Annotated in this window: 20 protein-coding genes; 3 read left to right on the top strand and 17 right to left on the bottom strand. The window is 60.0% G+C overall.

The genetic code is table 11. The features are described from left to right. Nucleotides 1-19: 19 nt before the first annotated feature. Nucleotides 20-853: a phosphoenolpyruvate hydrolase family protein gene (locus tag ACH196_RS21290; RefSeq protein WP_396648929.1), complete on the bottom strand. Its 834-nt coding sequence runs from the start codon at nt 851-853 to the stop codon at nt 20-22. Further along, nucleotides 840-2,027: a Tm-1-like ATP-binding domain-containing protein gene (locus ACH196_RS21285; RefSeq protein ID WP_396648928.1), complete on the bottom strand. Its 1,188-nt coding sequence runs from the start codon at nt 2,025-2,027 to the stop codon at nt 840-842. Before ACH196_RS21285 ends, ACH196_RS21290 begins: the two co-directional genes overlap by 14 nt. 175 nt (nt 2,028-2,202) lie before the next feature. Here ACH196_RS21285 and ACH196_RS21280 point away from each other — a divergent pair, with 175 nt between their 5' ends. After that, entirely contained in the window at nt 2,203-2,811 is a 609-nt protein-coding gene (locus ACH196_RS21280; protein WP_396648927.1) for a hypothetical protein, read from the top strand. On the opposite strand, the gene ACH196_RS21275 is transcribed toward ACH196_RS21280, so the two are convergent. The 8 genes from ACH196_RS21275 to ACH196_RS21240 all read right to left on the bottom strand — a co-directional run bounded on the left by ACH196_RS21275 (nt 2,786) and on the right by ACH196_RS21240 (nt 11,508). Beyond that, a complete protein-coding gene (locus tag ACH196_RS21275; RefSeq protein WP_396648971.1) occupies nt 2,786-4,531 on the bottom strand; it encodes a phosphoenolpyruvate hydrolase family protein in 1,746 nt (581 codons plus the stop codon). The genes ACH196_RS21280 and ACH196_RS21275 overlap by 26 nt on opposite strands. Nucleotides 4,532-4,594: 63 nt before the next feature. Continuing rightward, a complete protein-coding gene (locus ACH196_RS21270) occupies nt 4,595-5,710 on the bottom strand; it encodes an ABC transporter ATP-binding protein (RefSeq protein WP_396648926.1) in 1,116 nt (371 codons plus the stop codon). Between the two features lie 29 nt (nt 5,711-5,739). Further along, entirely contained in the window at nt 5,740-6,534 is a 795-nt protein-coding gene (locus ACH196_RS21265) for an HAD-IIA family hydrolase (protein ID WP_396648925.1), read from the bottom strand. After that, nucleotides 6,527-7,279: an SDR family NAD(P)-dependent oxidoreductase gene (locus ACH196_RS21260; protein WP_396648970.1), complete on the bottom strand. Its 753-nt coding sequence runs from the start codon at nt 7,277-7,279 to the stop codon at nt 6,527-6,529. The genes ACH196_RS21265 and ACH196_RS21260 overlap by 8 nt, the downstream gene beginning before the upstream one ends. Nucleotides 7,280-7,296: 17 nt before the next feature. Beyond that, nucleotides 7,297-8,238: a ribokinase gene (locus ACH196_RS21255; protein ID WP_396648924.1), complete on the bottom strand. Its 942-nt coding sequence runs from the start codon at nt 8,236-8,238 to the stop codon at nt 7,297-7,299. Further along, complete coding sequence (locus tag ACH196_RS21250) at nt 8,235-9,095, bottom strand: carbohydrate ABC transporter permease (RefSeq protein WP_396648923.1); 861 nt, start codon at nt 9,093-9,095, stop codon at nt 8,235-8,237. The genes ACH196_RS21255 and ACH196_RS21250 overlap by 4 nt, the downstream gene beginning before the upstream one ends. A gap of 12 nt (nt 9,096-9,107) precedes the next feature. After that, on the bottom strand, nt 9,108-10,064 hold the full coding sequence (locus tag ACH196_RS21245; protein WP_396648922.1) for a carbohydrate ABC transporter permease: 957 nt from the start codon (nt 10,062-10,064) through the stop codon (nt 9,108-9,110). Between the two features lie 55 nt (nt 10,065-10,119). Beyond that, the gene (locus ACH196_RS21240; protein WP_396648921.1) at nt 10,120-11,508 is read right to left on the bottom strand and encodes an ABC transporter substrate-binding protein; all 1,389 of its coding nucleotides are present in this window, start codon (nt 11,506-11,508) and stop codon (nt 10,120-10,122) included. 256 nt (nt 11,509-11,764) lie between these two features. Between ACH196_RS21240 and ACH196_RS21235 the strand changes: the two genes are divergently transcribed. Beyond that, nucleotides 11,765-12,139 carry a CidA/LrgA family protein gene (locus tag ACH196_RS21235; protein WP_396648920.1) on the top strand — a complete coding sequence of 125 codons (375 nt, stop codon included), beginning with the start codon at nt 11,765-11,767 and terminating at the stop codon, nt 12,137-12,139. Next, complete coding sequence (locus ACH196_RS21230; RefSeq protein WP_396648919.1) at nt 12,132-12,830, top strand: LrgB family protein; 699 nt, start codon at nt 12,132-12,134, stop codon at nt 12,828-12,830. Before ACH196_RS21235 ends, ACH196_RS21230 begins: the two co-directional genes overlap by 8 nt. Before the next feature lie 670 nt (nt 12,831-13,500). Here the strand turns inward: ACH196_RS21230 and ACH196_RS21225 are convergent. The 7 genes from ACH196_RS21225 to ACH196_RS21195 form a co-directional block, all read right to left on the bottom strand. Continuing rightward, complete coding sequence (locus tag ACH196_RS21225) at nt 13,501-14,721, bottom strand: substrate-binding protein (RefSeq protein ID WP_396648918.1); 1,221 nt, start codon at nt 14,719-14,721, stop codon at nt 13,501-13,503. Nucleotides 14,722-15,232: 511 nt separating this feature from the next. Next, complete coding sequence (locus ACH196_RS21220; RefSeq protein ID WP_396648917.1) at nt 15,233-16,090, bottom strand: branched-chain amino acid ABC transporter permease; 858 nt, start codon at nt 16,088-16,090, stop codon at nt 15,233-15,235. Nucleotides 16,091-16,201: 111 nt separating this feature from the next. After that, entirely contained in the window at nt 16,202-17,461 is a 1,260-nt protein-coding gene (locus ACH196_RS21215) for an amidohydrolase family protein (RefSeq protein WP_396648916.1), read from the bottom strand. A 61-nt stretch (nt 17,462-17,522) separates the two neighbouring features. Beyond that, nucleotides 17,523-18,224: an ABC transporter ATP-binding protein gene (locus ACH196_RS21210; protein WP_396648915.1), complete on the bottom strand. Its 702-nt coding sequence runs from the start codon at nt 18,222-18,224 to the stop codon at nt 17,523-17,525. Continuing rightward, nucleotides 18,217-18,951, bottom strand: coding sequence for an ABC transporter ATP-binding protein (locus ACH196_RS21205; protein WP_396648914.1), 735 nt, complete (start codon nt 18,949-18,951; stop codon nt 18,217-18,219). Before ACH196_RS21205 ends, ACH196_RS21210 begins: the two co-directional genes overlap by 8 nt. Beyond that, on the bottom strand, nt 18,938-19,960 hold the full coding sequence (locus tag ACH196_RS21200) for a branched-chain amino acid ABC transporter permease (protein WP_396648969.1): 1,023 nt from the start codon (nt 19,958-19,960) through the stop codon (nt 18,938-18,940). Before ACH196_RS21200 ends, ACH196_RS21205 begins: the two co-directional genes overlap by 14 nt. A 59-nt stretch (nt 19,961-20,019) precedes the next feature. Further along, a complete protein-coding gene (locus ACH196_RS21195) occupies nt 20,020-21,240 on the bottom strand; it encodes a substrate-binding protein (protein WP_396648913.1) in 1,221 nt (406 codons plus the stop codon). Nucleotides 21,241-21,865: the final 625 nt, after the last annotated feature.

Genomic DNA, 21,865 nt, shown 5'->3' with positions numbered 1-21,865 from the left:
CTCGCAGGCAGGCGTGCGCTCAGGCGCTGGCGCGGTTGAGGGGTACGGCCTTGAAGGCTTCGGCGGCCGATTTGACGGCCCGCTCGATCGGAATCCTTTCGATCGAGGAAGCGCCGACGAAGCCGACGCAATCCGTCGACCTGTAGACTTCGGCGGTGTCTTCCGGCTCGGCGATTGCGCCGCCATGAGCGAGCAGCACGACGTCTGGACGGACGGCCCGGGCCGCTTCGTTAATCAGGTTGATTTTCCGGATGACTTCCCCGATCGCTTGGCCTTCCTCGTGGCCGACCAGTCCGCCGCGGGTGGCGCCGACATGGGGGACGATGCAGTCCGCTCCTGCCTCGGCCATCGCAGCGGCGTCTTCGGCGGAGGCGACGTACGCCATCGAGAAGATGTCCTTCTTCCTTGCCTTTGCGATCATCTCGACTTCGCGCTCGAAGCCGAGCCCGACGCGGCCACGGCGGTCGCGCCACTTGTCGCCCATGGTCGAGATTGTCGGGTAGTTGATGACGCCGGAGTAACCGGCCGCCCAGAACTGGTCGAGCAGCCTGTCGAGGTCGAGGCGGACGGGATCCCACGCCTCGATGCCGCCGACGACCGGAACGTCCGAAACAACGTTGCGTATCTCAGCCGCCATTTCGACGGTCCGGGTGTTTGAGTCACCGATCCGGCTTGTCGGCAGACCCATGAGCCGCGAGAGGCCCGTGCTGTAGACGACAAGCATGTCCGCGCCGCCCAGAGCCGCGCATTTGGCGACGAGACCGCAGCTGCTGCCTGCCGCGAGAATGGCGTTGCCCTTGGAGGTCTGTACCTCGATGTTCGCGAGGATCTCCGATCGTTCAAACATGCGCATCGCGAACTCCCCTGTTATGGATCTGGTCGACGATCCAACCGACTGCGGCTTCCGCGAAGGCGGGATCGTTGATGTGGCAACGGAGTTCCTGGCATTGCACCGAAGCGGGGAGAGCGCTGCGGAGCCCGGCCAGCCAAGCCCGGTTCGCGCCCGGGTCATGAAAGACGCCGCCCTCACGATCGTAATCGGAGACGCCTTCGGACGGCCAAATAACGAGGGACGGACCCTTGGCCCCCGCAAGCTTCTGGGCGGTGATGCGGCCGATCTCGAAGGTTTCGTCCTCGCTCGTCCTCATGAGCGTCGTGTAGGGGGTGTGCGCGTAGAGCTTGCGGTCACAAAAGCGCGCAGGCACGGACGAGCGAATCCCGAAGTTCACCATGTCCACGGCGCCGGGCGCGATCAGCTGGGGGATTCCCTTGCGGCCCGCCGCGGTCAGGCGCTCAGCCCCGGCCGTCGCGGTCCCTCCGAGATGTTCGTCTGCGAGTTCCGTCGTGGTGAGATCGAGGACCGCGTCGAACTCGCCGGCGTCGACAAGGGACTCCATCTTGCGCCCCCCGGCTCCGTTCGCCGGGAACACGATGGTTTCGATGCCATATTGGGAAAGCAGCCGGACGCAGTGATTGACCGCGGGCGTCGTCACGCCGAAGGCGGTCATGGCGACAATCTTGCGGCGGGAACCTGGCTGTTGCGGCGCGTAGTGCATCGCTGCGATCGCGTCGGCGGCGTTGCGCAGGATTCGTGACGTGAACCCGTTGATGCCGAACAGGTCGACAATCGTCGGATATAGAAGGATGTCGCTCCTTGCCGCGAGATCCGCAAGCAGCGCAGGACGTGCGCTGGAAACGAGCAGTTTCGGGAACCCGTAGGGGAGGTCCGCTACCGCCTCGCCGAAGACGCCGCTACCCTTCCCTCCGGCGATGCCGACGATCGCGGTGATCGTGCCGTCGACGTGAAGTGCGTTGACGGACGCGCGGGCATTCCGCCCGATTTCCGCAAGCAAGGACGCGGGATCGTTCGACCGCGCGGCGCCGTCCTTCGACGTGCCGACGTCGACGAAGACGACTTCCCTGCCGCGCGACCGGATGATCTCGGCGACGAACGAAGCCTCGGCCTGTTTGGTGTCCAGCGTGGCGACGATGGCGACTGCCCCGTCTGACGACTTGGCCTCAGTCACGGCATTTCCTGCCCGCGCCGCTGAGGTGCCCCCGAAATACGGCTGATAGGTTCCATCGGATGCTCCCTTGCGCACTCCGTCCTTGCACAATCTATTGCGAGCTTTAGACCTGCGGCCGCAGGCGTATAATCGCTGGCTGAACTGGAGATGGGTAAAATTGGGTAGGTGGTTGATCGTGGATGAGCTGGCCGGTCGCGATGCCCTCGACGCCGGCGAAGCTGAGACGGCGTATGTCTTCGCGCCCTCGTTGCGCGCCTTGCCGAAGGGTCTGCCACTCGTGATGGCCACGCTGCCGATCGTCGACTGGAATGCGGTGCTGCTGCAGGCGCTGGGGGAAATGGACCCGGTCGACGGCCGGCGCTGTTACGCCGCTGTGATGATGATCGATCCGTTCACCCTATGGGAAGACCTCGCTGATCTGCTGTCCAACAAGGGATTCGCAGGGGTAATCAACTTCCCGCCGGCGGTCGTTGCCGAGGGTTCTCCCGCGTCCACCAGCGCGGAGAACCCGATCGAGATCGAGCGGCTGAAATGGTTTGCCGATTCCGGCATGCGACTGGCATTCATGGCTACGTCTGCCGAGGAAGTCGCGAACGCTGAGGCGCGCCTTCCCGGTCGGTTGGATGCGATCGTCCATATGCCTGCCGAGAAGTGGGAGTATCCTGTTTCGGAGCGGATCGAATTGCGGCAGGTCGTATCGAAGGAGGTATCTTCGGCGCTGCCTGTCTGGACTGTAGCGTCCGTTGGCAGCCCAACGGCTACTCCAATATCCGCAGGCTCTTGATCTTGTTGTAGAGCGTCTTGCGGGACATGCCCAATGCGGCGGCTGCCTTGCCCCTGTGGAGCTTGTTGCGCCGGAGCGCGTCTATGATCCACTCCCTCTCGGAGAGGCTTGTCATTTGCTTATGGGCTGGTCGAGTTCCCAGCACCGGCTGGACAAGATCGGCCGTTATTGGCGTTCCTGGCGGCAAAGTTGCCAGCTGCTCGACGGCGTGCCTGAGCTCCCGGACATTGCCTGGCCAGCGGTGACTGGCAAGCGCCAGAAAGGCAGAGTTTTCAATCGGCAGGGGTTTTGCCTCGGCGTCGCCCTTCGTTTCGACTGTAAAGTGGTGGATGAGTGCGGGCAGGTCTTCCAGCCTGTCCCGCAGGGGCGGCAGCTCGATCTCGAGACCAGTGAAGGCGGCCCGCAGACGGGGGGAGATGGGCAGCGTCTCCAGGTCCGCCCCAGCGGCAACCGTACAGGTCGCGATGACCTTCGCATCGGATCGCACAGCAGCGACGCCATTGACGGCGTCGAAGGTTCCCGTCTCCAGGAAGTCGGCCAGCTGTTCCTGCCCGTCGTCGGACAGTTCGTTCAGGTGAAGGATGATGATCGCGGTGTCCGATGCCATTTCAAGCAGCGAAATCCGTCGCTTGGTATCCTTCCCCGCTTCGAGACCGAACAACGCGACCGAGTTCTGATCTCCCGGTACCCTTCTGCATGGGAATGTAACCGCCTTGCGGTGTCTTTTAGCCCCGAACGAGTGGACGAGGGACGCCACCCGCCGTTTGCCGGTGCCTGGCTCACCGACGATCAGCACCGGATTGGTGCCGGACGCCAGCCGCTTGGCGCTTTCCAGCGCGTGGTTCATGGCGGCGGAGCGCGCGATAATGCCGTGCCTGTAGCCGTTCAGCTGCAGCTGGCGTTCCAGCAGGTCGACCTTTTCCCTGAGAACGTGGATCGTCTTGAAGCCGGACGTCATCTCGAGGACCGACATCTCAAGGGGAACACGGTCGAGCGAGGAGCCGCCGATGAATCCTTGGGTCCCGGTCTCGCGGCAGACGTCCATGAGTTCTTCCGGCCTGGTGATCGGACCACCGCCCAGCAGGCACACGACGTTGCGGTTGATCGCATGGACGGCGTGCGCGATGTCTCCGGTCCGTGCGGCCAGTTCGGCGAGCCCAATTGACGACGAGGAGACGGCGGTTTCTGCCGGGTTGAGGTTGAAGTTCATGCAGACCGCCTCGACGCCCGCCTCCACCATGCGCCGGGCTTCCGACTGAGTCCGGGTGTAGGCTATCGTCATCAGGCCGCGTTCGGCCGCCTTTACAAGCAGCTCCGTCTCGCGGCCGTAGCCGAGGCCGCAGTTCTCCAGAATTGCGCGCCTCATTGCGTCGAGATGGATCACCGATGGGAAGTTGGTGACCCCGGCGAACCCCCAACGCTTGAGGCGATCCAGAAACTGATCGAGGTCCAGCCTTGGGTCGAAGGTGCAAGCGCCGAAGAAAACTGGCAGCTTTGTGCTTCTCAGGATTTCCGAGCGGCCGAATCCGGCGACGAACGCATTGCTGTCACGAATGGGAAGCACCGATGCGGGAGACGAACCGCCCATGGCCCGGAAGCGTCCAGCATTGAGCGCGAGCACGAAGTCGGCGCCCGCCCGCTCGGCGGCGCGAGCGGTCATGCCCGAGCCGATGGCGGCGCCCAGCATGAAGGAGCGGCTGTTGCTGAGGAATTGCTTCAGGCCTGTTATGTTCGCTGCCCCGTGAGATCTGGCTCACTGTAGCACATCGAGCTTCCGGACGCCTCAGTTCCAGTTCTCCGGCGTTTCCAGCCGGGGCAGGGCCTTCCCGTCCTTGGTGAACACGTGACAGTCGGACGGGGAAGCTGCGAGGGTAATCTTTCCGCTTTTCCCGGCATGGAAGTGATCCGTGGGGGAGAGAGCGACGATGTTTTCGCCGAGCGCCGAGCCGTAAAGGTAGGTAGCGCTTCCGAGATGTTCGACGAAGTCCACATCGATGTCGATGATGAGCTCGCCAGGCGCACCCGTGGGAGCGACGAAGTCGTCAGGCCGAATGCCCAATGTGAGCGGCTCGCCCGAAGCCAGGGAATTCCCTTGGACCGGAAGCCATCGGGTGAGCCTCTCGTTGAGGGCGATCTCCACGTGTGCCTGATCCATCGACTTGAGTGTGCAGGGAAGGAAGTTCATGCGGGGCGACCCGATGAAGCCAGCGACGAACCTGGTCGCTGGGCGGTGATAGAGGTCATGCGGGCTTCCGACCTGCTCGACGCGTCCGTCTTTCAGCACGACGATCTTGTCCGCCATGGTCATTGCTTCGACCTGGTCGTGCGTGACGTAAATCATCGTATTGCCGAGCTGCCTGTGAAGCTTGGCGATCTGCACCCGCATCTGGACGCGCAATTCGGTGTCGAGGTTCGAAAGCGGTTCGTCGAACAGGAAGACCTTCGGCTCCCGCACGATCGCGCGCCCGATGGCAACACGCTGGCGCTGGCCACCCGAAAGCTGCTTCGGCTTGCGGTCGAGCAGGTGTTCGATCTGCAGCAAAGCGGCGGCCGCCTGAACCTTTGCCGCGATCTGGTCCTTGCGCATTTTCGCCATCCGCAGCGGGAAGGCCAGGTTGTCGCGAACGGTCAGGTGCGGGTAAAGCGCGTAGGACTGGAACACCATGCCGAGATTGCGGTCGGCGGCGTCGATCCGGTTCACGACCTTGTCGTCAATCTTCAGCGTGCCGCCCGAAATCTTCTCCAGGCCTCCGATCATGCGCAGCAGCGTCGACTTGCCGGATCCGGACGGGCCGACAAAGACGACAAACTCGCCGTGCGCGATGTCGAGGTCTATGCCGTGAAGGATGTCGAGATTCCCGTAGGCCTTTCTGATACCCTCGAGACGGACTTCAGCCATTTTAACCTCCCGATCCCCTGTTCGCCGCGTCAGGGCCCCAAGGGGATCTGCTTCAAACTGGATATCGTGAAGTCAGGCGGCAGAAGCGTCGCATCGTTCACGGGCGGAACGCCTGTCGTGACCAGGACCGCGCAGAGGCCGGCGCGCTTGCCCGCCTGGATGTCGGTCGGGATCTGATCCCCGATCATCAGGGTCGAAGACCTCTTAGTCCCGATCCTGGACAGCGCAGCCTCGATCATGTGTGTCTCGGGCTTGCCGACGATGATCGGCTTCACGCGCGCCGCGGCCGCGACAGCGGTCAGCATCGCCCCTGCGCCCGGCTCGAAACCGGTCGGGGTCGGCAGCAGGAGATCGGGGTTGGTGCCTATGAGGACGGCGCCCTTCAGAACGGCGTCAACGGCGATGCGCAGCTTCTCGTGGGTGATCTCCCGGTCGAGCCCCATCACGACGATGGCGGGTTCCCTGTCGGTGATCTCAAGGTCGGCATCGGTGATCGCCTTCCTCAACGAAGCGGCGCCGATCACATAGGTCCGCGTTCCTGCCGAATAGGTGCGCCGTATCAGTTCGGCGGCCGTGACCGCTGAGGTGACAACATTGTCCTCGCTGACGTCGAGCCCGAAACCGACGAGCTTCGAGACCACGTCCTGCGCGGTATGCGTGGAGTTGTTGGTGACGAAACAGAACGGAATGCCTTCCTTCTGCCAGGTCTTGAAGGCCTCCACCGCATCCGGTATCGCGATCTTGCCCCGGTAGATGACGCCGTCGAGATCGGAGACGATGCCCTTCAACTTGGGCCAAACGAGCGTGTTCGCCTGTTCAGCCATTCATCAACATCCCGCCGTTCACGTGCACGATCTGCCCGGTGATGTAGGCAGCCGCGGGGCTCGCGAGGAACACGGCGAGCCCCGCGACGTCTTCCGGGGTTCCCACGCGGCCTAGAGGTATGCGGCCGGCGTGACGCGCCTCGGTTTCCTCGCGCGGCCGTCCGTGCATCGGCGTGTCGATGATGCCGGGAGCGACGCCGTTGACGTTGATGCCGAGTGGCGCGCATTCGTAGGCCAGCAGCTTTGTGAGGTCGTGCACCACGGCCTTGGAGAAGCAATAGTCAGCGCCTCCCGCCTGATAATTGAACACCGCACCCTGGGAGGACAGTGAAGACCCGATGTTGATGATGCGGCCGCCAGTGTCCCGCATAAAACGTTCGACCACCAGCTTGGAGCAGAGCAGCACGGCGTCGGAATTGATCTTCATGGTGCGGTCGATCTTGGCCTGGTCGCCTGAAAGCAGCCGTTCGCCGGACTTGATCCCGGCGTTATTCACCAAGGCATCGAGCTTGCCGAAGCGCTCCGCGACGACCTCCATGACGCGTCGGATATCACTCTCGCTGGTGACGTCCATCGAAAGCGTCACCGCACGGTCACCGCCTTCGACCCCTTCAAGCGCCTTGGCCAGGGCGTCGCTATTGGCGTCAGTTGCCAACACGTTTGCGCCGGTCGAGAGGAACGCGCCAGTTATGGCCGCGCCTATTCCGCCGCCGGCGCCAGTCACGAGGATCGTGCTCCCGGACATGGAAAACAAGGGAGAGGTCATCGTATCTCCAACAAGGTTCTGTGGTTCAGGAATTCATCGACGGCTTCAGCGGTCGGCATCGAAGGCTGGGCGCCCCGCTTCGTCACGCATAGGGCTGCCACGGCCATGGCCTGACGGACGGCTTCGCGGACTGTCAGGCCGCGCGCCAGACCTGCGGCGAAGCCTCCGTTGAAAGCGTCTCCCGCGGCCGTGGTGTCGACGACGACAACGGGGAAGGAGGGCACGAGGAAGGACTGCTCGGCATCGGCGTAGAACGCTCCCCGCTCCCCCATGGTGATGACGGCGGCTTTCGGACCGAGTTCCAGGAGGGCGCTTGCCGCATCTGCGGCGCTTTCCGGGCCGACAACCTCGACGCCGGTGAGTTCGAAGGTTTCAGACGCGTTCGGCGTCACGAAGTCCACCTTCGACCACGCGTCGCGTGACAGGCCAGGCCTCACCGGAGCTGGATTGAAGATCAGCCGGAAGCCGAGCGAATCCTTGAGCGAAAATAGGCGCTCCAGGGCGGGAACGGGTAGGCCCATTTCGGCAACGACGATCGATCCCCGCTCTATGCGGTCCGCGACTTCGTCGATCACCTTCGACGTGACGTTGGCGTTCGCGCCGGGATCGATGACGATCATGTTGCCGCCGTCGTCGCCGACCATCACAAGAGCAGAGCCGGAGGCTTCGCCCTTGGCGATCTGTACGGCGTCGGTGATCACGCCGGCGTCAGTGAGCGAACGCAGCAGGATGCCACCAGACTCGTCGTCGCCGAGGCGGGTAAAGAACCTGGGCTTCAGTCCCAGTCTTGCCGCGGCCACCGCCTGGTTGGCTCCCTTGCCACCGGGATGTCTGACGAGCGAGCCGATCAGGCTTTCGCCCGGGGTCGGCAGACGCTCGACGTTGAAGCACAGGTCGAGGTTGGTCGTGCCGAAGAAGATGAGCGGCGTGGTGCTCATTTGACTGCTCCGAACGTCAAGCCGCGCTCGAGGTGCCGCTGGCCAACGACGATCAGGATCACCGGCACGATCATCGTCACGACCAATCCGGCCGCCATAACCGGATAGAATTGAACCCCAGGATTGAGCAGCTTCAGAAGAGCCACGGTGACCGGAGCTTTCGTCGAGCTCAGCATCAGGCCAAGAGCGAAGTTGTGCCAGGCCAGCAGGAAGACGAGCAGGGATGCTCCGATCAGGCCGGGCTTCAAGAGCGGCAACACGATGTGAAGGACGACCCGGAAAGGTTTCGCTCCATCGATCGCGGCGGCCTCCTCGATGTCCTTCGGGATGTCCTCGACGTACGAGCGGGTGAGCCAGACGATCATCGGCAGCGTCACCACCTGATAGACCCAGATCATGCCGAGATAGGTGTCGTAGAGGCCGATCGCCTGGAACAGGCTGAAGAGCGGGATCACGACGAGGAGGACCGGAGCGAAACGGAAGCCCAGGATGAAGAAAGCGATGTCTTCCTTGAGGGGGATGTCGCGGCGGGCGAGAACATACCCTGCTGGGACGCCTGCGATCAGGGAGACGACGACGGATCCGAGCGCGATGACCACGCTGTTGAGGATCGGGCTGAGGAAGTCGACCTTGATCGTTCCGTAGCTGGTGGCGCCTGCCTGGGCGGCGTCAAACAGCACGCGGAAATTATCGAGGGTCGGCGCGAAGATGAAGGACGGCGGCCAGGCCATCACCTCGTTCTGCTGCTTGAGCGCCATCATGACGATCCAAACAAGCGGGAAGGCCAGCACGGCGACGCAAAGCGCGACCAGCGCGTTGAGGACGAGACGAGTGGCCGGGGAGCGGGTGTAATCCATCGGATCCGAGCCTCAGTTTACCCTGTGGCGAAGTGCCTGCCATGCCTTGACGGTCACGAACGCGCCGATCAGGACGATGAGCCAGTTGACCACCATCAGCGCGGCGCCGCGGCCGAAAGTCAGGTTCTGGAAAGCGGTGATGTAGGCCTGCACGGAAAGCGCGGACGTCGCGTCGCCAGGACCTCCCTGGGTGGTCCCGAAGATGATGTCGAACTGGTTGAATGACTCGATAAGGCGGAAGACCGCGGCGATCAGGATGTAGGGTGCAACAAGCGGCAGCTCGATGTTGACGAACATCGCCCAGGCCTTCGCGCCGTTGATCCGCGCGGCCTCCCTTATGTCGTCGGTGATGCCCTGGAGCCCCGCGAAGATGATCAGCGTGAAGAACGGGGTGTAGGTCCAGACGTCAATCAGGATCACTGAAAATAGTGCGGTTCTCGGATCGGATATCCATGCGAACGGACCGAGGCCGACGAGCGAGAAAAGGTAATTCAGGATGCCGCTCTGAGGATTCATCATGGTCGTCCACATGAGGGCGACACTCATCGGTGGCAGCACGAGCGGAAGCAGGATGACCGGCCTCAGCCAACGCGCCAGCATCACGCCGGAGGCGAAAAGCTTGGCAATCGCCAGACCGAGGAGAGCCTGCAGCATCACAGCGCAGATCGCATAAGCGAGGGTGACCCGGATATTGTTCCAGAAGTCGACGGTTTTACCCAGCGCGATGTAGTTGGCGAAGCCGACGAAGTTCACATTGGGACGACCGAGGCGCAGGTCGGTGAAGGACTGGTACACTCCATAGAAGAAGAGAAGCAGGAACCCGAGCAGGATCAGGATTGCTGGAAGGATGACGACGAGGCTCAGCCAGTCGATCGACCGCTCGGGCGTGCCGGCATCGGCCTTTCGCTTGCCGGCCGCCGATTTGCCAGTATCGACGGCAACGGCAGCTTTCATGACTTCACAGGTCAAGTCAGGACTCCACTAGGATGAAGCGGGCGGCACAAGCCTGCCGCCCGCTTCATCATTACATGCCAGCGCGGATCTCTTCGGCCAGATCGTGGAGGGTGGACTCGACGTCGTCGCCGTTGACCATCTTCTGCATCGCGACCGCCCAGGCGTTCATCGCTTCACCGAAGCCGACACGTGGCGTAAACGCCAGCGCGGCCCGCTCCTGGACGGTCTTGAATGTCTCGACGAAGTTGTTGAACTCCGGCTTGGCGGCGTAGTCGAGCCAGCCCTTGTCGTTCCACGTCGAGGTACGCGGAGAGTTGACGAGGTGGCCCGCCACGGCGCCGTTGAGATCGACCTGCTTCGAGGTCGCCCACTGAATGAACAACCAGGCAGCCCCCTTCTTTTGCGAAGCGGCGTTCATGGCCAGCGACCAGATCCATATGTTGGATTCGAAGTTCTGCGCGTTCGGCGCACGCAGAGGTGGCGCGAAGGCGATCTTGCCCGAGGCGGGCTTACCGGTCACATCGTTCCAGAAACCGAACATATTCGCGTCGACCGCCATTGCCGTGCGACCGGAAGAAATTCCATCGACCACCTGATACCAGTTGTCGTTGGCAAAGGAAGGGGCCGCGCATTTCTTGATCATGTCCACGTAGTCTTTGTGGAAAGCGATCGATTCAGGCGAGTCCAGACCCGTGTCGAGCTTGCCGTCCTTCATGAAAAAATCCTTCACGCCATAAGACCGGGCGATCGATACGGGTGCGGTGTGGATGCTGCTCCAGAAGCGGACACCGCGGACGCCGAGAGGGGTGATCGAAGGATCAGCCCCCCTCAGCGTCTCGCAGGCCGCGGCCATCTCGGGAGGAGTGGTCGGAACTGCAATCTTGTACTTGTCGAGAATATCCTTGCGGTAGAAGAGCTGGATGTTCTCGAAGGCGTGCGGGATCGCCCACACATGGCCGCCTTCGCCCGGCGCTATCTGGCCGTCTTCCAGCTTCCAGGTGAGCGCAGAGCGCAGGCTGGGGAAGAAGTCGTTGTAGTCGTAGTCGGCATCCGTGAGCTTCGGATCATTCAGGTACTTGTCCAGGGGCTCAAGCGAGCCGCCGGGCGCGAGGTCCCATGCAGGCTGGATCCCGATCCCGACAACGTCCCATGCAGGCGATTTGGTGGTCAACTGGATCGTCAGCTTGCTCCAGTATGAGTCATCCGGATAGAGCTCCGGCGTGACCTTGATGCCGGTAAGCTTCTCGAACTCAGGCAATTGCGCCGCAACTGCATCCGCATAAGGATGAATGTCGTACGCCCAGGTAATGCTGGTGCCCTCGAACTGCCGCCAGTTGATGGCTTCGGCACTTGCTGAATTGGTAAGTGATGTCGTTGCGACGAAGACCGCGGAAGTCAGCAGCATACGCTTCGCGACACGGCGAGCGTCGGTAAAAAAGACAGCCAATGCAATGCCCATGTTATCCTCCCCAGGTGGTTAGGCGATATGTTCCCGGCACACTTCTCCATCCCGGATGTGCCGACTGCAGCGATAGCCCAAGTCTGGCGGCATCGTCGCGGAAGGAGTGGCTGACATGAGTAAAGTTGGGTAAGAACCCGCCGAAAAGATTTCCGTCACAGTCTCAGACGATAGCCGTGCGAGCGGACTTGTGTTCCAAGCTCGACTTGGTGGCGCAGCGTTTGCTTCGCCCGGGGTTGCTGTAGGGAATGGCTGCATGCTCGTCGGGATCTGCCTGCTGCTCGTCTTTCAGCTGATCGGCGAAATCGCTGCCTACTTCCTCAACGGAATTGTTCCCGGCCCAGTCCTTGGAATGGCTCTTATCCCCACGGTCTTTTTAATCTCGAGACGGCTCCGGGTCCTGAACAATGTCCGTGGTCGGGTTTCTTCCGTCTCCACAGTGATCCTGGCAAACCTGGGCATTGTGTTCGTGCCGGCGGGCGTCGGAATCGTGCAGCACGTTGACCTGATCCGGTCCCAGGGTGCTGCAATACTCGGGGTCGTGCTTGTATCGACACTGCTTACGCTGACGGCGACCGTTTTGGCGTTCGTCGTAGCGAAGCGCCTCGTCGCAGGTGGCGCCGATGGGTGAGGGACTGTGGGTCTACCTTGCCGCGTCGCCCCTTCTGTGGCTTACGGCAACCTTGGCGGTCTGGATCGCCGCTGTTGGCCTGTCGAAGCTGTCTCTCGGCAATCCGTTGCTGAACCCGACCTTGGTGTCGGTCAGCGCGATCGCTCTCGTCCTGCTCATCGCAAAGGTAGACTACCGCAGGTATTTCGACGGAGCCCAGTTCATACACTTCCTGCTGGGCCCTGCCACGGTCGCGTTGGGAATTCCGCTCTACGAGAGGCTCTCCCCGGTGAAAGCAAACCTCTTTCCGATATCCGTCGCACTTGTTGTCGGAAGCGCAACTGCGGTCGGCTCGACGGTGTTGCTCTGCCGCGCCTTCCGGCTTGCTGAACCGGTCACCGCATCGCTTGCGCCGAAGTCCACTACCGCCGCCATTGCAATGGCAGTTTCCTCTGGCCTCGGAGGAAATCCGTCCCTGACCGCCACTGTCGTCGTCCTCACCGGAATCTGCGGCGCCGTCATGGTAACGCCGCTCATGAATGCGATGCGCGTGAAGGATTTCAGCGCCAGAGGGTTCGCAGTAGGGCTCGCTTCTCACGGAATCGATACGGCAAGAGCCTACGCAGTGCACCCTCTCGCGGGACTGTTCTCGGGAATCGCAATGAGCCTGAATGCGATCCTTACCTCCTTGATCGTGCACGCCTTCTTGTGAGATTTGCCGCATCGAGAACCACAATGCAGAAGCTCAATGGAATCCTGTCTCCTTTGGGTCTGGCGAGCGAGCACTAGCGATTCAGCTGTGCTGTCAAAAGTCCAATAGTCTTTGGCTTCTGTTCACGAGCAGGACCATGTCGGCTGCGGTATAGAGTTCCAGAGCGAAGTAGATGTGCCGTTACTGGTTCAATATACGGACCGCGGTCGGAGAAGACTGGGAAGAAGCCGCAGCCGGCAGCGGGCATCAAGGTCCTCGTAGCTGATCAACTCGCCGCTCCGGGTACACGGCCGCCCACTGGAGGACGCACAGAAAGAAAGGGTTGGTGATGCTAATCCCACCCCGGCCCAGCCAAGGTTTGGAACCGCATCCGGGATACGATCCGGACTAAGGGTTCAGCTCGCCCTTGCTCAGCCGGACCTGTTGCCGCGCGAGCGCGAGGTGAGCGATAGACCTAAAAGTTGAAGGGGAGGGACTGGTTTTGCCTCTCCCCCGCGCTGGACGACTGTTCGCGCTGTATCATGGACTGGAAGCTCCGCGCCACCATGGCCACCAGCGACGACGCCGGCGTTATGCTGCGAGCCGTTTCTACCGGCATGGATTGATCTCGCGTAGTAATGGATCGCTCACAACATTCAGTGCGTAGTGCGGCTTCCAGCTAGCACGTTATTTAGCACTCCCCCGGGTCGACGAGGCCATTGCTTCGCGAGACCACCTCGTATCTGCCACCCTTTGCTACACCGATGTACATATTCATCTTGCAATGACGCTTACCGGGCACCATTTCGGCCGGCCCGCCCGGACCTTCCGCAATCTTGGCATGGTCCAGGGCGGCGGCCACCGCCTCTCGCTCAACCGTCCCAGCCTCTGTTACGGCGGCTTCCCAAAGCTTCAGTCCCCGATAAACCCCGGTGGCGGCGCTGCCTGCCGAGAACCGAAACTTGCCAGGAAACTGCTTCTCGTAAGCAGCCTGGATCCTGGCGCTGACCGGATCCTCGTCTGCCAATGACCTGTAGTAATCGAGGCTACTAGCAAGTCCTTCGATCTCGTCAGCCTGGTTCATCTCGAGATTGATTTCGTCATAATATGTGCAGCCAAGCCGACCGCCATTCTTGGTAAAGCCCGCTTGGTGAAGTTGTTTGAAGAGGGAGCCCACACCGGGCGGAACGATCGTGTTGAATACGACATCGATCTTGTTGGAGATGATGCGGCTTACGGTCGATGAGAAATCAACCTGGTCCATCGGATAGTATTCTTCGAAAACAACCTCGCCCCCGTTCTTTTCGACCAGCTTCCGCGCATATGCGTTGATCGTTTGTGGCCACACGTAGTTGGAACCCGGCATCGCGAACCGCTTGCCGCCATTCTGGATCAGCCACGGAATGAACTGATCGCAATTCTGAGCCGGTACCGGGCCGGTACAGAACAGATAGGGCGTGCATTCTTTGCCCTCATAGCCCTCCGGATAGATGTAAAGCGTCTTGCCACGTGAGATGATCACATCCTTGATGGCGTTGCGCATCGAGCTCGAGATGCCTCCGAGCACAATGTCGACCTTGTCTCGCTGAATTAGCTTGCGAACGTTGCCGACCGCGACTGCTTCATCTGAGGCCGTGTCCTCGATCAACAGCTCGATCGGGCGACCCAATAGGCCGCCGGCATCGTTGATCTCTTTAACGACCATGCGAGCGACGTTGGCGTCAGTGTTGCCGAGAAACCCTAGCGAACCTGTAAGATCAGTAGCGATACCAAGCTTGATCGGTCCTTCAGCAGCGTTAGCCCAGCCGGGACGGATCACCCAGCTGCCTGGTCCCGTCGCAATGGCTGCAGAGGCGAAGGCGAAGTTATGAAGGAATCGGCGTCGATTCATTTGTCGGCTATCGGCTGACATCAGCGGGTCCCCTATTCGTTCGTTGACGTTGATCACTGCTCATTGGCGGCAGCGGGTGAAAGCTACCCGCCATTCTTTTTGGTCAAACAGCTTTTGAACGTCGAGTTGGGTAAAGTTGAGCAATTTCACAGACTTGGCCTTTGCGCATACAAATGTCCGTCAAGGACAGAGCTCGCCGCGCTGTCTCCGAGATACGACCGCCTCTCGACAGCCGACTATCGGCTAGAAGGCAATTCAGAGGCTCCGTTGGAAGGCTTTGACAATTGCCACGAAAGATCAGATGGCACAGATCGCGCGCGCGGGATCCACGAAGCAGGTCCCTCGGCGAATGAAGGAGGAACTCGGGCCTCGACCACCTCGGCGGTCCGTCATGGACCCGCTCATCGACATGCTTGGAAGACGGTGGTGGCCTACGCCCTACTCAAAATCCCGCGCTCGCCCAAAAGGCGGAAAAGCAGAATCCGCTGCCGCCCCCGCTTCAGATCATCTCGGCGAACCTGCCTAAATAGCGCTAGACCGCTCTCCCCGCCACCAAACCTTGGGGGCGGAACTTGACGAAGATAATTGCGAGGACGAACACCAAAACATCGGCGATCACAGGTGCCATGACCCAAGGCAGCGCCGCGCTGAGCGTGCCGATCACGCTAGCTCCGGCAACGGGGCCCGCAAAGGATCCAACGCCGCCCACCATGACCGCGACAAACCCCTGGATAAGAAAGCGAATGCCAAGATCGGCGAACAGCGAGAACACAGGCACGATCAGGGCGCCCGCGAGCCCGGCCAACGCAGCTCCGAATGCAAACGTAACGCTGTAGACCACGCTGCTCGAGATACCGGATGCACGCGCTAAAGACGGGTTCTCCAGCGATGCGCGGATACGTAGACCGAAGGACGTGCACGCAAGCAGAGCGTAACTGCCTGCCATGACAAGTGCTGTGACAATGATGATTAAGCAGCGCCAGGTCGCAAAATGCAACGTACCGATATCAATCGAACCACCGATCGGCTCGGGTACCGAAAGGTAGAGTCCGCCGATAAGACCGCGGACGACTTCCCTTATAATTAGACCCAGCGCATAAGTTCCGAGCATGGCAACTATAGGTGCCGCGTAGAAACGCCGGACTACCAGCTTCTCCAGCACCAGCCCCAGCGCGCCGACGATGAACGGCGCGACTAACATACCGACAATGACCGGCAAACCGGTGCTATGCACGAGATAGGTGACGTATGCGCCAAGCAGGACAAACTCGCCCTGCGCGAAATTGAAAATGCCCATCATGCTTGCAATGATCCCGAGCCCGAGCACCACCAATACGACGATGGCGCCAAAGCTCAGGATCTCGAACAGGGCGACAATCAGCGTATCCATGTTGCTAACCTCGGAGTTTCTGCAGAGTTCAGGTTTAGGCGCCGTCCACTAGAACGACTTGGTTTCGTGTGGGCTAAGGCGCCAATCACTGGGGCGCCCACACCACTCCTGCTACGAAGTCAATCCGAAAAATTCCGCCGCGTTTTCGGAGAGTACCCGTGTCGCCAAGCGCTCCGCATGGCGCAAGTGCCAGTAACCGTCCGCAATCTTCTCATGCAGCACATCGCCAATCAGGTTTCGCGCGCTTTCTATGGCGGCATACGATTCCTCGACGTGCACGCAGTCTCCTCCGATCATCATTCGCGAGTGATCAGGCAAGACTTCGATGGCTTCGTGGAATGCCAGCTTGAAATGGGATGGACTCAGTAGAAAAGACCAACACAAATCGAGCCAGACATTCCGGTATACGAACGCCATGCCCAGCAAATCGCGGCTCCAGGGATATGCCAAATGCATAAGGAGGAATCGCGTACGAGGGTGACGTTCGATTAATCCCGCCATCCGCAATGGATGCGACCCCTTTAAGATCGCAGTCCCCAAGTGAGTCTGGACAGGCAAATCCAACTCACCTGCTAGTTGGCAGAACAGGTCTACGACGAAATCGCCAAACGCCTTGCGCTCTGCAGCAGAGGGTGAGAGCTGTCCCCAGGCCCGGCGAGCAAGCTCTTCATTGGGCTCGTCGAAATTTACGTCCCGGTCGTAGGCGAGTGCGTTCTTAAGTGCAACTTGATTTCGTCCACGACACCCGGCGACAAGCTCGCGAATGGCCGTACAATAGTCGTCGAAAGTCCTCACTTCCATGCCAAGCCGCGCGAGCATTGAATGAGCGGAATTTCCGTTGTGATCAAGCGATTCCGGGTGCCATCCAAAGGCGAACGCATTGAAGCGGAGCACCGCGGTGTAGCGATCGCCCAGCTGTGGGCGCAGGTCCGAAATCGGGTCAAGGAAAGAGTCCGTCACTATCCTCTTTATGCCCGCGCGTCTGATTACTTCACTTGGCCATTTCACGTCCTTGTGGTGAGCGCGTACCGCGGCATCTACCGCTTCCCAGTTTTCACGAGTGATACCGTGGTCGCCAACCTCGTAAAGGTGGGAAACGCCGCGGACCAGGTTGCGTACGAACGCGTTTGAGTAGCTTCGTTCCAAGTAAGGGGATAGAGCTTCCCAGGTCGTGGGTTGGACGGTATTCGATATAATGTCGCCGGTGGCCTTCGGCTCCGATGGAAGCACGTCGCTCGTCCAGGCCGCATAGCTCTGCCGAAACAGCCTCAAGAGATTGACGTCGCGGTCAAGTGTGATCTGAGGCATATGATGCTCATGAACGTCGACCACGTCGCATGTTTTAACAAACTCCCGCATTGAACCTGGCATTGCTCGAACTCTCCGCTAGTCGACTGGGAACTGCATCTTGGCGCTTGTTGAGTTATGGCCTCTAAGGCGCCAAATACGCCAACAGGCGCGGGTCATCGCGCAGGCCATGTGAAGGGCCCGAAATCGCGACACGCCCGCGGTCAAGAACATAGGCTTGGCTGGCGACCCGAAGCGCAAGGTCCAGATGCTGCTCCACTACGATTACCGCGATGTCTTTGGCGAGATCGATCAGGCGTTCCGTGATCTCCTCGACTACACCGATCCAAACGCCTTCCGTCGGCTCATCGAGCAGCAATACTCGCGGATTGGCCAGCAGAGCCCGTGCGATTGCCAGCATCTTACGCTCACCGCCAGAAAGTGTGCCAGCAGCCTGACCCAAGCGGTGGCCGAGCTTTGGAAAGGTGGTAAGAACGCGGTCGAGGGCCTCTTGGTCTCGGGTCGAAAGCATACCTACAGCTAGATTGTCGCGCACGGAGAGGCGCGCGAATACCGCGTGCTCTTGCGGCACGTAGCCAAGGCCGAGTCGGACACGCTGTTCGGTGGGAAGTGGCCCTAGCTCACGACTGTCGAGGCTGACGGCGCCCCCGCGCAACGGCAACTCCCCAATGATTGCCTTCATTAGCGTGGTTTTTCCGGCACCGTTGCGACCAAGCACGGCGGTGCCACCCCGCCGGGGTATTTGCATTCCCACGCCAAACAGAACCTGGCTGCCGCCATATCCAGCATCGAGGTCGGTGATATCGAGCAGATTGTCTTCAAGCACGGCGCAGATACACCTCTTGAACACGAGGATCGGCCTGGACCTCTTGAACCGTGCCAGAGCAGATGACATTGCCCTGATCGAGTACGGTGAGTCGGTCGCAAACATCCCGAATAAAATCGAGGTCGTGTTCGACAATGATGAGGGAGCATTTTTGCTTAATAGGCCGCAGCAAATCGCCGGTGACCCGGCGCTCCTCAAGGCTCATGCCCCCCGTAGGTTCGTCGAGCAGCAAGAGCTTGGGCTCGGCCGCAAGTGCCATGGCGATCTCAAGCCACTGTTGCTGGCCATGAGAGAGTGCCGACGCGGGCTGGTAAGCACGCGCCGCGAGGCGAAACTGCTCCAGCATGCCCATCACACGGTCGTGCAGAACACCACGACTGCGCGAAAAGATCAGGCCCACGAGTGACGATTTCGCCTGTAGAGCGAGCAAAATGTTGTCGTAAAGCGTGAGGGCGGGCAGGATACTAGTGATCTGGAACTTCAGGCTGAGGCCGGCGCGCGCACGCGCTGCGGGAGACGCATCAGTAATGTCAATCCCAGAGAACTTCACTCGACCTTTGGAGGGCGTCTCGGCGCCGGCCACACACTTCATTAGCGTGCTCTTGCCGGATCCGTTCGGTCCAATCAGACCATGGAACTCGCTTTGACCGACTGTGAGCGCCGCGCCATCCAACGCGACGAGCTTTCCGAAACTTTTTTGGATAGCGGTTGTCTCAAGCAGCACCACGGTTGCCTCGCTTTTTCGGTCGACCGAAGGTTCCGACGCGCTCGCGTTCGCTCGCCACGAAACTGATCAACCCAGCAGGTCGGAACATGATTACGAGCAGCAAGAGCACGCCGAGAACAACTGGCCAGATATCTTGGAAAGCATTCGACAGCCAATAGCTCAACGCCTCAATGACGAGAGTGCCGATCACAGCTCCAACAAGCGTGCCGGATCCGCCAAACAAAACATAAAGAACAACCTGGGTCGACATCACGACGCCCAGCATGTTCGTCCATACAAACCCCTCGTGGAACGCGTATAGGCTGCCAGCAACACCAGCGATCGCACCGCTAACCGCAAAGATGATCGCCTTAAGGTGCTGTGCACGATACCCAAAAAAGGCAATCCGCTGCTCATTTTCGCGCAACCCCGCGAGTGCGAGCCCAAACTGCGAGCGCAACATGAAGCGGCACAGGAGATAGACGACGACCAAAATGCCGAGCGCAAGGTAGTAGAAAGTGGGTCCTTCGTTCAGTTCGTAGGGGCCGATCGTCATCAACTGAATCGAAGGTATCCCATTCTGCCCACCCAGGTATTGCGATCCTCGAGCAAATCTATCGGCAGCGTAGGCGCCTGTCATGGTACCTAGCGAGACGAAAACCACGCTTGTTGGGTGACGTCCGAGCAACAGGAAGCCTGCGAGCAACAATGCAGCAACGAGGCCAACAACGAATCCGACGGGGAGAACGACAAATATCGATGCTACGTTTGCATCACGTGCGATCAGCGCAACGGCATAGCCGCCCATGCCGAAGAACAGCGACTGGCCTAAGCTTAGTATGCCTGCATAACCCCAGACTAAATCAAATGAAATGGCGAACAAGCATAGTATAAGTACGCGTGTAGCGTAGATGGTGATGTAATCAGGCAGAAGGAATGGTACAATGGCGCCAGCGATAAGCAAGGACGCTTCTATTTTTAACAATGCCGGACGGAGTCTGTCAGGTTCATCTGTTTCTGTCGTAGGCATGGGTGGGGCGTCAACCAGTCGAAGCATTTTTCGTTATCCCTCGAAGATGCCTTTGTCATTCAGCATTCCTTCGGGTCAACAAGGCCGTCGCTCCTCGCCGCAATTTGGTACTGGCCGTTTTTCGCTACACCGATGTACATATTCATCTTGCAATGGCGCTTACCGGGCACCATTTCGGCCGGCCCGCCCGGACCTTCCGCAATCTTGGCATGGTCCAAGGCGGCGGCCACCGCCTCTCGCTCAACCGTCCCAGCCTCTGTTACGGCGGCTTCCCAAAGCTTCAATCCCCGATAAACCCCGGTGGCGGCGCTGCCTGCCGAGAACCGAAACTTGCCAGGAAACTGCTTCTCGTAAGCAGCCTGGATCTTGGCGCTCACCGGATCCTCGTCTGTCAACGACTTATAGTAATCAAGGCTGCTGGCAAGGCCTTCGATCTCTTCAAACTGGTTCATATCAAGCAGGTTCTCGTCGTAGTATACACAGCCTACGCGGCCGCCGTTTTGGGAAAATCCAGCCTGGTAGAGCTGCTTGAAGAATGAGCCAACGCCGGGAGGGATGATCGTGTTGAATACTACATCCACTTTGTTAGATATGACACGACTGACCGTGGCGGAGAATTCCACCTGATCCGTCGGATAATATTCTTCGAAAATCACCTCTCCGCCGTTATCTTCGATAACCTTTCTGGCATAGGCATTGATTGTTTGAGGCCAGATATAATTGGAACCTGGTAGAGCAAAACGCTTACCGCCATTTTTGATCAGCCAGGGGATGAATTTGTCGCAATTTTGTGCCGGCACCGGGCCGGTGCAAAATAGGTATGGCGTACATTCTTTGCCTTCATAGGCCTGTGGGTAGATGTAGAGCGTCTTGCCACGTGAAATGATGACGTCTTTGATGGCATTGCGCATTGAGCTGGCAATGCCACCGACCACCATGTCGACGTTGTCTCGCTGAATCAGCTTGCGGACGTTGCCGACCGCCACCGACTCGTTCGAAGCCGTGTCTTCGATCAGAAGTTCGACAGGGCGTCCCAACAAGCCACCGGCGTCATTGATCTCTTTTACGAGCATGCGCGCTACATTCGCATCGGTATTGCCATTGAATGCAAGCGAACCCGTAAGGTCTGTGGCGACGCCAATCTTGATAGAACCTTCCGCCGCATTTGCCCAATCAGGACGGATTACCCAGCTGCCCGGTCCCGTCGCAATGGCCGTGGAGGCGAAAGCGAGGTTGTGAAGGAATCGGCGGCGATTCATTTGTCGGCTATCGGTTGACATCAGCAGATTCCCCTTGTTCGTTGACGTTGATCACTGCTTCATTGGCGGCAGTGGGTGTAAGCTACCCGTCATTTTTTTGTCTCAAACAGGCCTTTTGGGCGTCGGGTTGGGTAAAGCTGAGTAAGGTTGGAACCTCACGCCCCACGGATAGGTATTTGAGACTCGACGGAGGAAGAGCGTTCGTCGCCGGCGGCAAAGGCGTCGGTGAAGCGGGTCGGCCATCGCCCGGAGAAGGCGGTCGTGTTGATCGATGGCCGCGGCCGCACCCACGGAGCATGTCGCGCACGGCCTCACAAAGCCGAAGCGCCTTTGGGACTCACATTTATATTGAGAGCGACCACTCGGGTCCACCGAGGCCTCGTAGGCAAGTTTGGAGGGGCAGAATGGGTGTAAAAGTTCCCGTCGAGTCGATGGCCAAACAAAATCAGCCTCTCGGTTGCAGTCAGAAGAGGTGACATGACTCGTCACGTGCTTGCCGAAACCTACGCTCCATTCAGCGAGAGTGTTGACACCGCCGATCTGAAAGCTGCTCAACGTCTGCTTGCTAAACGTCAGGCCGGAGTTGCTCGGCGGCAACTGGTGGTCGCTCGCATAAGAGCGGACCATCGAAAGACCAGAGCCTGGA

Origin of the sequence: Mesorhizobium sp. IMUNJ 23232 (genome assembly GCF_044326205.1) — a bacterium.
GTDB lineage: Bacteria > Pseudomonadota > Alphaproteobacteria > Rhizobiales > Rhizobiaceae > Kumtagia.
Note: the sequence above shows the minus strand (reverse complement) of the source record. Positions and strands in the feature narration are given on the sequence as shown.